This is a genomic window from Cloacibacterium sp. DMC96, from assembly GCF_056313765.1.
This window is the reverse complement of record NZ_JBQUZQ010000001.1, coordinates 1708939-1722669: the sequence shown is the minus strand read 5'-3', so window position 1 is coordinate 1722669 and position 13731 is coordinate 1708939. Positions and strand designations below refer to the sequence as shown.

Genomic DNA, 13731 nt, shown 5'->3' with positions numbered 1-13731 from the left:
CATACAGAAATGAAAAAAATATCAATCGCTGTGTTGGCTTTTTCAGGAATGCTCATTTTAGATTCTTGTGGCACTCAGAAACAAGCAACTACAGAACCTACACCTGCTCCAATCGAAGAATTAAAACCAGCAGAACTTCCAGAAAACGGAATTGCCATTGAACTGATGGACAAATCTGTTCGTCCGCAAGACGATTTTTACAACTATGTAAACGGAACTTGGATGAAGACTGCTCAGATTCCTGCGGATAAAGCAAGCTGGGGAAGTTTCAATGAATTAAGAGAGAAAACAGACTTAAATTCTCTTAAAATTTTAGACAATTTATTGAAAGAAACTTATGCTAAAGGAACTGAAGGTCAAAAAATTCAGGATATTTACGCTACTTATATGGATATGGATAAGCGTAATGCAGACGGAATTGCTCCTATTAAAGGTGATTTAGCGAAAATTGACGCCATTAAAACGATGGCAGATTTACAAAAATATTTAGTAGAAGCTACCAAAACTGGAGATAATCCATTTTATGGATGGGGAGTTTATGCAGACCTTAAAAATTCTACGGATAATGCAGTTTACATGGGAGATGTAAACCTTGGTTTAGGAAGAGATTATTATCAAAAAGATAATGAAGAAAACACCAAAACCATCGGTCAATACAAAGATTATTTAACCAAATTATATACGGTTTTAGGTTATAAAAATCCTGAAGTTGCTGCTCAAAAAGTAGTTGACTTTGAGAAAACTGCCGCTCAAACTTTAATCCCTAATGAAAAAATTAGAGATTCTAATCTTCAATACAATCCTAAGACATTATCAGAGTTAAAATCTTTAGTGAAAAATGTAGATTTACCATCTTATCTTAAAAACGCTGGCGTAAATACAGACAGAGTAATCATCGGTGAATTGGAGTATTATAAAAATTTAGATAAATTTTTGAATGCTAAAAATTTACCATTCATCAAAGATTTCTTAAAAGTGAAATTATTGAACGGAAGCGCTTCTGTTTTAGACCAAAAATTAGACGATTTACAGTTTGATTTCTACGGAAGAACTTTGAGTGGACAAAAAGAACAACGCGCGATGAACAAACGTGCACTTTCTACCATTAATGGTGTTCTTGGTGAAGCTTTCGGGAAATTATATGTAGATAAATATTTTACTGCCGAAGCAAAAGCAGAAATGGTAACTTTAATTGATTATCTTAAAAAATCTTACGTTCAGCATATTTCTAATCTTTCTTGGATGAGTGATGAAACCAAAACGAAAGCTTTAGATAAATTATCAAAATTCACGGTAAAAGTAGGTTATCCAGATGAGTGGAAAGACTATTCTAAATTACAAGTACTTTCTAAAAATGAAGGTGGAACATTATACGGAAATCTTAAAAACGTAGCAGATTGGGCTTATCAAAAAGAATTAGATAAAGTAGGCAAGAAAGTCGACAAAAAAGAGTGGGGAATGACTCCTCAAACGGTAAATGCTTACTACAACCCAGTAAATAACGAAATCGTTTTTCCAGCTGCTATTTTACAAGCGCCTTTCTTTGATTTCAAAGCTGATCCTGCCGTGAATTTTGGAGGAATCGGAGCAGTAATTGGTCACGAAATTTCTCACGGATTTGATGATTCTGGAGCAATGTTCGATGGAGACGGAAACCTTAAAAATTGGTGGACTGATGCTGATAAAAAGAACTTCGAAGAAGCGACTAAAAAATTAGCAGAACAATACAGCAAATATGAGCCAGTAAAAGGAACTTTCGTAAATGGTTTATTTACCAATGGCGAAAATATTGCAGATTTAGGTGGAGTTGCTATTGCTTATGACGCACTACAAATGTACCTTAAAGACAAAGGAAATCCAGGATTAATCAGTGGTTACAACCAAGATCAAAGATTTTTCTTAAGTTGGGGAACCATCTGGAGAACTAAATCTACAGAAAAATACATGATTAATCAGGTGAAAACAGATCCGCATTCACCAGGTTTATACAGAGCTTTTGGTCCGTTGGTAAATGTAGAAGCATTCTACAACGCTTTCGAAGTGAAAGAAGGCGACCAACATTATAAAAAACCAGAAGAAAGAATCAAAATCTGGTAAGAAACCAAATTTTTCTCAACATAAAAACCTCAAAACCACAGAAAATTCTGTGGTTTTTTATTATTTATGAAGTCTATTGAAACAAATTCAAATTTTTATCAACTAATCATAATAAAACTGATGATTTTATTAAATTTGAACAATTAATAATGAACTATATATGTAATCGCCGTGCTGAAAAATACAAACATCAAAGAATGTTCAGCGATTGCATATGACCTTTAAAAAAATAATAAATAACTTCATATGAAAAAGGTACCTTTTCTAGTGATGGCTGCAGCTGCTGTGCTTACAGTAAGTTCATGTGCATCACAAAAACAATTACCAGAAAACGGAATTGCTCTTCAATTTATGGATACTTCAGTTCGTCCACAAGATGATTTCTTCACTTATGTAAACGGAAATTGGGTAAAAACAGTAGAAATTCCTTCGGACAAAGCAAGTTGGGGAAGTTTTAATGAACTTCGTGAGAAAACAGACGAAAACTCTTTAGCCATTTTGAATAATATTTTGACGGAGAAATATGCAGAAGGAACTGAAGGCAAAAAAATTCAAGATTTGTACTCTTCTTTCATGAATTGGGACAAGAGAAATGCAGACGGAATTAACCCTATTAAAGCAGATTTAGCGAAAATTGATGCTATTAAAACGGTAGCAGATTTACAAAAATATTTGGTAGAAGCTACTCCAAATGGTGATAATATTTTCTATATGTGGAGAGTAGGAGCAGACCTTAAAGCGTCTAATGACAATGCAATTTATCTTGGCGGTCCAGCTTTAGGTTTAGGAAAAGATTACTATCAAAAAGAAAACGAAGCCAATACCAAAACTCTTGCAGAATATACCAAGTATGTTTCGAGCATGTTGACAGTTTTGGGGTATCAAAATGCAAATGAAACTGCAGCTAAAATTGTAGACTTAGAAAAGAGATTGGCCAAAACTTTATTAACCAACGAAGAAGGAAGAGATGCCAATAAGCGTTACAATCCTAAAACTGTTTCAGAACTTTCTAGTTTGGTTAAAAATGTAGATTTAGCAGGATATTTAAATCAAGTTGGCGTAAAAACCGATAGAGTAATTCTTGGTGAACTAGGATATTTTAAAAACTTTGATGCTTTCGTAAACGAAGCGAATCTTCCTCTGTTAAAAGATTACATGAAATACCACATGCTTTCTGGAAACGCAGGTGTTTTAGACAAAAAACTAGACGATATGCGTTTTGATTTTTATGGAAAATTCCTTCAAGGTCAAAAAGAACAACGTGCCATGAACAAGCGTGGACTGGAAGTAGTAAATGGTATTTTGGGTGAAGCTTTCGGTAAATTATATGTAGAAAAATATTTCCCAGCAGAAGCAAAAGAAGAAATGGTAACCATGGTAGATTATCTTAAAAAAGCATACCATGACCATATCTCAAACCTTGATTGGATGAGTGATGATACTAAAGTGAAAGCATTGGATAAATTATCAAAATTCAAAGTGAAAATCGCTTATCCGGATCAGTGGGAAGATTATTCTAAATTAACGGTAAGTCCAGATTCATATTTCCAAAACAGACAAAACATCACGACTTGGAATTATGAGAAAAATTTAGAAAAAATTGGTAAAAAAGTAGATAAAACAAAATGGGGAATGACTCCTCAAACCGTAAACGCATATTACAGTGCTTCTAATAACGAAATCGTTTTCCCTGCTGGAATTTTACAAGCGCCTTTCTTTGATTTCAAAGCAGATCCTGCAGTAAATTTCGGAGGAATTGGAGCGGTAATCGGTCACGAAATTTCTCACGGATTTGACGATGGTGGTTCTAGATTTGACGGAGATGGAAACCTAAACAATTGGTGGACAGACGAAGACAGAAAGAAATTTGAAGCAGCTACCGCTAAGTTAGATGCTCAATATTCTGCATACGAACCAGTAAAAGGAAGTTTCGTAAACGGTAAATTTACCATGGGAGAAAATATTGCAGATTTAGGTGGTGTAAATATCGCTTTTGATGCACTTCAAATGTATCTTAAAGACAAAGGAAATCCAGGCAAAATCAGTGGATTTGACCAAAATCAAAGATTTTTCTTAAGTTGGGCAACTGTTTGGAGAACCAAAGGAACGGAGAAATTCTACATCAACCAAGTGAAAACAGATTCGCATTCTCCAGGAATGTACAGAGCATTTGGTCCGCTAGTAAACACAGAAGCTTGGTATAAAGCATTTGGCGTAAAAGAAGGCGACAAACATTACAAAAAACCAGAAGACAGAATTAAAATCTGGTAAAAGTATAAAGTAGGGATTGAGAAGCTTCATCCTGCTTTCGCTACTCGCTTTTTTCTGCGGCGGCGAAGCCGCCGCAGAAAAAGAGCTCAAACATACCGCTCAATCAGGGCTATAAAACCACCGAATTTTCGGTGGTTTTTTTATTCTGACGAAAAAAATTATATTTGAAATATTAAAAATGCAATTCTCTCATGAAAAATCTTGAAAATCTTCAAACGTATTTGCCTTTAGGATATTTATATTTAGTCATTCTTGGAATTATTAAAGAGAGTATTCATTTTTTTCAATTGGGGATTAATATTTTGAAATATTCCACCTTGATGGATGTTCTTTTGAGTCCCATTGCAGATTTGATGTCTCATCCATTGATTTTTGTATTATTCATCGTGTTTATTGGAAGCTATTACGGTTTTCTAAAGTATGTTTACAATTCAAAAAATGAAAAATTATTCCAAAATTTCATGGGTAAAAATAAGCGCAAAGAAGATTTTACCATCCATGATTTTTACCAAAAAGTAGCGAGTATTATGATTTTTACAATGGCTTCCTTTTTTGTGGGAATAGGTTTTGCAGAAGGTAGATTCGAAGCAAATAATGCCATGGAAGGTGATTTAAAATATAATTATAAACTCAATTATAACTCTGGAGAATCAGAAGTAGTTCACTTAGTCGATAACAATAGTGTCTATTATTTTTATTTTTCAAAAGGGAATAAAAACATAAAAATTGCACCAGTTGGAACGGTCAAAAATCTAGAAATCATAAAAAATAAAAGATTAGAATAATCAGAAACCACCGAATTTTCGGTGGTTTTTTGTTCCCCTCTTTTAGAGGGGTGGCAAAATTTGACAAAATTTTGACGGGGTGTTGCTTCATATTTTTATAAATTTACAACTATGAAATTTACAGTAGAAAAAAATATCGTTTTAGAAAATCCTGCAACCAAATCTTTTTTGGCTGATGCTTTTATTCCAGAAAAAGAAGGGAAATTACCACTCGTGATTTTTGCTCATGGTTACAAAGGTTATAAAGATTGGGGCGCTTGGAATTTGATGGCGGAAAAGTTTGCTAAAAACGGATTTTATTTCGTAAAATTTAATTTCTCGCACAATGGAACTTCATTGGAGCATCCAAGTGATTTTGCAGATTTAGAAAGTTTCGCACAAAATAATTATTCTAAGGAATTGAGCGATTTAAATTTCGTAATAGAGCATTTTAGCAAAAATAATCGAGTAGATGCGGAACATATTACCTTAATCGGGCATTCTAGAGGTGGCGGAATTTCCATTATTTCTGCCTCTGAAAATTCTAAAATCAAAAACCTCATCACATTAGCAAGTGTAGACTCGCTGAAAAGATTTCCTATTGGAGAAAAATTAGAAGAATGGAAAAATCAAGGTGTTTATTACAATTACAACAGCCGAACAAAGCAACAAATGCCTCATGATATTCAGTTTTTAGAAGATTATTTAGCAAACGAAGATAGATTTTCTGTGGAAAAAGCTGTTAAAAATTTTAAAGGAAATTTCTTAATTATTCACGGTTCAGAAGATGAAGCAGTTCCGTATTCTGCTGCCAAAAATTTACATTCTTGGGCAGTAAATTCAGAATTAATCCTGGTTGAGAAAGGCAATCATACTTTTGGTGCCAAAGAACCTTGGTTAGATTTTAAATTGCCCACTTTGCTGAATACAGTGGTGAATGATTGTATCAAGTTTTTGAAATAAAAAACTTCGCCAAAGTTTTAAACTTTGGCGAAGTTAGAGTCAATTAATTTTTTAAAATGGCATTTTTTTCAATGTCTTTAATTATTTTCTTCAAATTCTTTTTAGATAAAGTCTCTGAAGTATAATGAAAACTTGGCCCTTTTGTTTTTTCTTCGCGAGTTTGTAAAGAACTTGCTTTTTGCAAATAAATCTTTTTCATTTTTTTGATGTCATAAACTTCTATGATTGCAAAAGCTTCATTACTTGCATATCTTGTTTGTTCAGTAGGCTCTATTAATGAAAGATTATTCCTCACTTTTTTAGTATAAATGTTTACTAAATAATCAAAATCTGTAGTGTTTTTGAGTTGTTCAATTTCTTCTATTTCAGGAGAAAAAGATATTTTACCAGCTATTAAATTTTCGCTTCTTGCCTTTTCTAAAGTGTATGCGTTTCCTTTTGATAATTCATTGAATTTTTCAAAAATTTTCTTATTCAGTTCATCTCTATCATAAGAATTTAAATCTGTATAGATATTATTGATGAGCCATTTTTTATTTTGTTCAAAAACTAAATTTCTGCTATATCCATTATAATCTTGTTTAATATTTACAATACAACTTTGTAATAATAAAATCGTAAGTAGTGCTATTATTTTTTTCATAATTTTTATTGAGTTAAAACTTTCCAAGCTTTCTCTATTTTGCCTTCTAAAAGCAGTTTTTGCGCTTCTAGATGTAAATTTTCATCTGCGGAGAAATTTCCTTCAGGTAGTTGTTCTACATTCGCCAACATTCCTAAATCATTTCCTGTGAAAATTTTAGAATTTTTAATTTCTGAAGGCAATTGATCAAAGCCAATTCCTTTGGTAACCAATGGTTTTGGAACTTCGAACAGTGTTTCTGCAGTTGTTCTTCCGTACCAATTTCCGCCCAATCTAGAAACCAAATCTAGTTTTTTCTGATCTAGGTTTCCTTCGTCATTTAAAAACTCTTCTCTAATATGAATTTTTAAAACTTCACAAATGACTAAATTTCCAGCACCACCTTCGTTTCCAAGAGGTTTTACCTCGATGATTTTGCATTCAAAATTCACAGGTGATTCTGCAATGAGTGGTGGTTTTACCAATTCTGCTGGTTTTTTAGTTAATCCAGATTTAATAAATTCATCTACACCCGTTTCATATTCTGTAGATGAAAGAGAAACTTGTTGCACCATTTCAAAATTCACATTTCCAATCACCACTTCTGGAACTTCTATCACATTATGAAGCGTGTCTTTTGTAGAATTATCTCGAACTCTTCTCGCAGGAGAAAAAATCAGAATCGGTGGATTAGAACTGAATAAATTAAAAAAACTAAACGGCGAAAGATTCACATTTCCGTTTTTGTCTATGGTAGAAGCCAGTGCAATAGGTCTCGGAGCAACAGCCGTTTGCAAAATCATTTGCACTTGCATTGGTGATAATTCTGATGGACTGATTGTTTTCATTTTATATTAAAGCGATGAAAGTTATAAATGTTATACAAGTTATGAAAGTTTTTACTTTTTATTGATTAATGATTTTTTGAGATTAGTCAGCATTATTCTAATGAAAATTATTTGTTTTTTTATTTCATCATTTAAAGTGATATATTTTAATTTTTCAGCAATTTCTAATTGAGTTTCAAGCTCTGAAAGTGAGCCTTGAGAAATACTAAGAAATCTAAAGAATTCTTGATTTGATTCTCTACCAGCTCCTTCTGCAATATTAGAAGGAATAGAAATGGCTGCTCTTTTTATTTGATTAGTAAGTATAAATTTTTCTTCATCTGGAAATTGTTTTAAAAGTTTATAGATTTCTACAACAAAATCCATGGATTCTTGCCAAACTTTTAAGTCTTTATGTGAATTTATTTTTGACATATATTATTCTAAAATCTATACTTTTTAACTTTTATAACGATATCACTTTCATAACTTACTTAGCTGGCAAAACTTTTCCTCTCACTTCTCCGAAACCTACTCTTATTCCGTTTTTTTCAGAGAAACCTCTCATAATGATGGTATCGTGGTCATTTATAAATTTTCTTTCAGTTCCATCTGAAAGTTTTAGCGGGTTTTGTCCGCGCCAAGTCAATTCTAGCATTGAACCAAAACTATTCGGTTCACTTCCAGAAATCGTTCCTGAAGCATATAAATCGCCAACTTCTACATTGCAACCATTGATGGTATGGTGCGCCAACTGTTGAGCCATATTCCAGTACATGTATTTGTAGTTGCTTGTGCATATTAGGTTTTCTTCGCCGTTTTCTGGTTGCAAATACACTTCTAAGTTAATGTCGAAATTTTTATCTCCTTCAAATTTCAGATAATCTAAAACTTCTGGTTCTTGTTTTGGTGATGCAGTTCTAAAGGGTTCTAATGCTTCTAAAGTCACTACCCAAGGTGAAATAGACGAACAGAAATTTTTTCCTAAAAATGGACCAAGAGGAACATATTCCCAACTCTGAATGTCTCTAGCGCTCCAATCGTTGAAAATCACCATTCCGAAAATCGCATCTTCAGCTTCTTGGGTAGAAATGCTTTCGCCAATTTCTGTATTTTTATTCAATACAAAAGCCATTTCTAACTCAAAATCTAATTGTTTTGAAGCACCGAAAATCGGTTTTTCTGCATCAGCAGGTTTCATTTGACCTTTTGGTCTGTGAAAATTAATTCCCGAAACCACGATAGAAGAAGCACGACCGTGATAACCTACTGGTAAATGTTTCCAGTTCGGGAGCAAAGCATTTGCAGGGTCACGAAACATTTTTCCCACATTGGTAGCGTGTTCTATACTGCTGTAAAAATCAGTGTAATTCTGTACGTGAAGTGGCATCATCATTTGTACTTTATCTAAATCATAGAAACATTCTTCTATGGTTTTTTCGTCATGAGACAGCGATGAACCTTCTAATAAAAGTTCCTGAATTTTTAAACGAACAGCATTGGTTACCGGTTTTCCGAGTTCTATAAATTCATTGAGCGTGTAAGCTTCGAAAACGTTTTCATTTAACCCTTCTATTTCGTCAAAAAATCCGTAATCGTATAAAGTAGCGAGGTCTATCACCAAATCGCCAATTCTGGTACAACAAGCGATGTATTCTCTGTTAAAAACCGCTACACCAAAAGGAATATTATGAATAGAAAAATCTGAATTTTGTGGATAATTTATAAAAGATTTCATGTCTTAAAATTTGTTTTAAAGATATAAAAAAGCCCGAAAACAAAAGAATTTCGGGCAATATTTCATTGTTTTTTTATTTTACCAAAGCAGTGTCAATCCACTTTTCATTGTTGTTCATATTGATTAAGAAAAGGATACCGTCTCTTTCTTGAATCATGAAGTTGTACGTAAGCGGAATGCCAATTTTTTGACCTTCTAAAACGTCTGCTCTTACAGAAATGTAATTGTTATTTCTAATGAAATCTCCAGAATACAATTTGGTTGTTTTGCTCTGAGCAGAAGTATCGTTGATGAGCTCTATAATGTTGATGTTTTTATCTGCTAAAAAACTTACAACGTATTTGTATACCAAAGTTCCTTTATTCTGAATGAGGACAAAGGTTTTGCCTTCTAAGTTTACATTCAGTACTCTTTTTTCTACCTCTCTTTCACGTAAAAGGCGGTCTAATTTTGCATTAATGTCTTCGTAGTCTCTAGTATTCGTTTTTTGAGCGAATGAAAAAGCGAATAAAAAGATGTTGAAAAATAAAAATATTTTTTTCATGATTTATAGGTTGCCTCTTCTGGCTTGTTCTCTTTCTAAGGCTTCAAATAATGCTTTGAAATTACCAGCTCCGAAGCTTTGCGCACCATGTCTTTCTATAATTTCGTAGAAAAGAGTAGGGCGGTCTTCTACAGGTTTTGTAAAAATTTGTAAAAGATAACCTTCTTCGTCACAGTCGATTAGAATTCCTAAGTCTTGAAGTTTTTTAATGTCTTCATCAATTGTTCCCACTCTTTCTGGAACCATTTCGTAGTAGGCTTCTGGTGGTGCTGAAAGGAATTCTACTCCTCTCGCTTTCAATTCTGTTACTGTTTTTATGATGTCTTTAGTCGCTACTGCAATGTGCTGAACTCCTTCTCCTTCGTAGAAATCTAGATATTCTTCTACCTGAGATTTTTTCTTCCCTTCTGCTGGTTCATTAATAGGGAATTTAGCAAATCCGTTTCCGTTGCTCATTACTTTTGACATGAGTGCAGAATATTCGGTGTTAATTTGCTTATCGTCAAAACTTAAAATATTTACAAATCCCATTACTTCTTCATACCATTTTACTACAGGAATCATTCTGTCCCAACCTACATTCCCTACGCAATGGTCTACATAAAGCAATCCACAATCTGTAGGATTATAATCAGATTCCCATTTTTCGTATCCTGGCATAAATGGCCCGTCGTAATTTTTTCTTTCGATGAACATGTGAACGGTTTCGCCATAGGTATAAATTCCTGCCATTTTTACTTCCCCGAATTCATCTTTTAGCGTTTTTGGCTCCATGTAAGGTTTTGCCCCACGATTTGTGGTTTCTTCGAATGCTTTGTAGGCATCATCCACCCAAAGTGCAAGAATTTTTACTCCATCACCATGTTTTTTTTGGTGTTCACAAATTGGTGAATCTGAAGATAAACCTGAGGTAAGTACCAATCTTATTTTTCCTTGTTGCACTACATAAGAAGCTCTATCTCTTACGCCAGTTTCTGGCCCTGCATAAGCTACGCTCTGAAAACCGAAAGCTGTTTTATAATAATGGGCTGCTTGTTTAGCGTTTCCTACATAAAATTCTATATAATCTGTTCCATTTATTGGAAGAAAATTCTCTGCCTGCGCTATTTTTTCGGCAAAAGTAAGTGTGCTCATTTTTCTCTTTTTATTTGGAGTTTGTTATGTGCCAAATTACAAATATTGTGTGATGCGCACAAAAAAAATCAACAAAACCTATCTTTTTGATAGGTTTTATGATTTTACAATGCGTGTGATTTAAATCGTTCGAAGCAGAATTTGTCTAGCATTTCTCTGTCATCAGGATGGGCAATGTCTATAAGAAGTTTTGCGCGTTGTCTCATGTTTTTTCCATACAGATAAGCAACTCCATATTCTGTTACTACATAGTGAATATGACCTCTGGTTGTTACTACACCAGCTCCTTCTTTTAAGTAAGGAACAATTCTAGGAACTCCTTTTTTGGTTCTAGAAGTAAGGGCAATAATAGGTTTTCCACCTTCAGAAAGTGCAGCTCCACGAATAAAATCCATTTGTCCGCCAATTCCTGAATATTGATAAGTGCCAATAGAATCTGCACACACTTGACCTGTTAAATCTACTTCTATAGCAGAATTGATGGCTACTAATTTTTTGTTTCTTCTAATAATGGATGGATTGTTTACATGAGTTACATCCATAAACTGGAAGGAAGGATTATTGTCGATAAAATCGTATAATTTCTTTGTTCCAAAACAAAATGCAGTAATGGTTTTGTTGAGGTGTGTTCCTTTATATTTATTATTTACTACGTCATTCGCAACTAAATCGATGATTCCATCACTAATCATTTCGGTGTGTACACCTAAATCCTTGTGATTATGTAGTGAACTTAGAACCGCATCTGGAATGGTACCAATTCCCATTTGTAGCGTAGATTTATCTTCTACCATTTCGGCAATATATTTTCCGATGGTTCTTTCATCATCAGAAACTTTCGCAGCGTAATCTACCGTTAATAAATCGGTTTCATGCCAAACCATTTTATCAATTCTTTTTACATGAAGCATAGAATCTCCTAGCGTTCTTGGCATTTTAGGATTTACTTGGGCAATCACATATTTTGCAGAATCTACGGCACTTCTCGCTACGTCTACAGAAGTTCCCAGGGAACAATAACCATGCTGATCTGGTGGTGAAACCTGAATAATGGCTACATCTAACGGAAGAATATTATTTTTAAATAAAATAGGAATTTCACTCAAAAAAACGGGAACAAAATCTCCTCTGTCACTGTTTACCGCTTCTCTTACTGGTGCCGAAACAAAAAGAGAGTTGATGTAAAAACTGTCTCTATATTCTGGTTTTGCGATTTCTACTTCACCTTGAACGGTGATGGAAACCACTTCTACATCTCTTAATCTATGGGCTTGTTTTGCTAATTCCGAAATCAAATAATTAGGAGTACAAGCACTCCCGTGAAAAAATATTCTTTGGTTGCTCTGGACAAGTGATAAGGCTTCTTCTGCCGTGACGTAATTATACATAATATAATCGTTTTTATGTTTCTAAACTTTTCAATTTTCTCTGTTTCCCAAAGTTACATTTTTATGAAGAATATAAAAGATGAGATTTATCAAATAAAGTTCTGATTTTTTGATAATATTGACCTGTTTTTGTGCTAAAGTGCATAAAAATAGGAATTTTTAACCCATAAAATTTTTAAATGTTTATTCGGGTTTTTACTCTTGACTTCTGTCGTGTAAATAATTTTCTTCGGTGTCTAACCAGCTGGTAGCGTAAGATTTATCTTCCACTTTCATCGCTTCTTCTGTAATTTTAAGTGGTCTGAAAGGATCTATCATTACCGCATATTCTTCGGTGAATTTTTTGCCAATGCTTCTTTCCATTGCACCAGGATGAGGTCCGTGAACAATTCCGCCAGGATGAAGCGTAAAATCCATTAAGTCAATGTAATTTCGGCTCATAAAATCTCCTTCAGTGTAGAAAAGAACCTCGTCTGAATCTATATTCGAGTGGTTATAAGGTGCAGGAATGGCTTGAGGATGATAATCGTACATTCTCGCCACAAAAGAACAAATCACAAAATTATGCGCTTCAAAATTCTGATGAATGGGTGGTGGTAAATGTACTCTTCCAGTAATCGGTTCAAAATTTTTGATATTGAATTTATAAGGGTAGAAATAACCGTCCCAACCTACCACATCAAAAGGATGTGTAGCGTAAATAAAATCCCAAATCAGGTTTTCTTTTTTTACTTTGATGAGAAATTCTCCTTTTTCGTCTTTGGGTTCTACAAAAGTGGGAGCGATAATATCTCTTTCGCAAAAAGGCGAATGTTCCAGCAATTGCCCGAACTCATTTCTGTATCTTTTTGGCGTATAAATCGGGGAGTGTGCTTCTAAAAAGAAGAATACATTTTCTGTAGTTTCTAACTCTACTTGATAAATCGTTCCTCTTGGAATGACAAGATAATCTCCTTTTTCGAAGTCTAAATTCCCTACAAAGGTTTTCAGCGTGCCTTTTCCTTCATGTACGAAAAGCAGTTCATCACATTCTGCATTTTTATAAAAATAATCAGTAGATTTTTTTGGCTTTGCCAAGCCCATTTTTAAATCGTTGTTTAACAACAAAACTTTTCTACTTTCTAAATAATCATTTTCGGGAGTGACTTGTACACCTTTAAACATTCTTGGAGTGATGTTTCGGTCTATTGCAATTTTTGGAGTTATATCTTTTGGCGTTCCAATAGATTTAATCTGCGTAGGTCTGTGAATATGATACAATAACGAAGAGATTCCGTGAAAACCTTCAGTCCCAAAAAGCTGTTCGTAATAGAAATTCCCTTCCTCGGATTTAAAAATGGTATGCCTTTTTTGCGGAATTTTTCCTAATGTGGTGTATCTCAT

12 protein-coding genes are annotated in these 13731 nt (G+C 33.8%); 4 read left to right on the top strand and 8 right to left on the bottom strand.

The window, feature by feature from the left end:
* Positions 1 to 9: 9 nt before the first annotated feature.
* From ACT53I_RS07700 to ACT53I_RS07685, 4 genes are all read left to right on the top strand, one after another.
* On the top strand, positions 10 to 2097 hold the full coding sequence (locus ACT53I_RS07700) for a M13 family metallopeptidase (protein ID WP_476079208.1): 2088 nt from the start codon (positions 10 to 12) through the stop codon (positions 2095 to 2097).
* A gap of 270 nt (positions 2098 to 2367) precedes the next feature.
* Positions 2368 to 4368, top strand: coding sequence for a M13 family metallopeptidase (locus tag ACT53I_RS07695; protein WP_476079386.1), 2001 nt, complete (start codon positions 2368 to 2370; stop codon positions 4366 to 4368).
* 191 nt (positions 4369 to 4559) lie between these two features.
* The gene (locus tag ACT53I_RS07690; protein WP_104793289.1) at positions 4560 to 5153 is read left to right on the top strand and encodes a hypothetical protein; all 594 of its coding nucleotides are present in this window, start codon (positions 4560 to 4562) and stop codon (positions 5151 to 5153) included.
* A 111-nt stretch (positions 5154 to 5264) separates the two neighbouring features.
* Positions 5265 to 6095, top strand: a complete 831-nt coding sequence (locus tag ACT53I_RS07685) for an alpha/beta hydrolase family protein (RefSeq protein ID WP_476079207.1) — start codon at positions 5265 to 5267, stop codon at positions 6093 to 6095.
* 43 nt (positions 6096 to 6138) lie between these two features.
* On the opposite strand, the gene ACT53I_RS07680 is transcribed toward ACT53I_RS07685, so the two are convergent.
* The 8 genes from ACT53I_RS07680 to ACT53I_RS07645 form a co-directional block, all read right to left on the bottom strand.
* Positions 6139 to 6738 (bottom strand): hypothetical protein, encoded by a 600-nt coding sequence (locus ACT53I_RS07680; protein WP_476079206.1) that lies wholly within the window; start codon positions 6736 to 6738, stop codon positions 6139 to 6141.
* A gap of 5 nt (positions 6739 to 6743) precedes the next feature.
* Positions 6744 to 7565 (bottom strand): flavin reductase family protein, encoded by an 822-nt coding sequence (locus ACT53I_RS07675; RefSeq protein WP_476079205.1) that lies wholly within the window; start codon positions 7563 to 7565, stop codon positions 6744 to 6746.
* Between the two features lie 51 nt (positions 7566 to 7616).
* Complete coding sequence (locus tag ACT53I_RS07670) at positions 7617 to 7979, bottom strand: four helix bundle protein (protein WP_476079204.1); 363 nt, start codon at positions 7977 to 7979, stop codon at positions 7617 to 7619.
* Between the two features lie 55 nt (positions 7980 to 8034).
* On the bottom strand, positions 8035 to 9282 hold the full coding sequence (gene fahA, locus ACT53I_RS07665) for a fumarylacetoacetase (protein WP_476079203.1): 1248 nt from the start codon (positions 9280 to 9282) through the stop codon (positions 8035 to 8037).
* A 73-nt stretch (positions 9283 to 9355) separates the two neighbouring features.
* Positions 9356 to 9826: a hypothetical protein gene (locus ACT53I_RS07660; RefSeq protein ID WP_476079202.1), complete on the bottom strand. Its 471-nt coding sequence runs from the start codon at positions 9824 to 9826 to the stop codon at positions 9356 to 9358.
* Between the two features lie 3 nt (positions 9827 to 9829).
* Positions 9830 to 10960: a 4-hydroxyphenylpyruvate dioxygenase gene (hppD, locus tag ACT53I_RS07655; protein ID WP_476079201.1), complete on the bottom strand. Its 1131-nt coding sequence runs from the start codon at positions 10958 to 10960 to the stop codon at positions 9830 to 9832.
* A gap of 104 nt (positions 10961 to 11064) precedes the next feature.
* On the bottom strand, positions 11065 to 12348 hold the full coding sequence (locus tag ACT53I_RS07650) for an acetyl-CoA hydrolase/transferase family protein (protein ID WP_104793296.1): 1284 nt from the start codon (positions 12346 to 12348) through the stop codon (positions 11065 to 11067).
* 195 nt (positions 12349 to 12543) lie between these two features.
* Entirely contained in the window at positions 12544 to 13731 is a 1188-nt protein-coding gene (locus tag ACT53I_RS07645; RefSeq protein WP_476079200.1) for a homogentisate 1,2-dioxygenase, read from the bottom strand.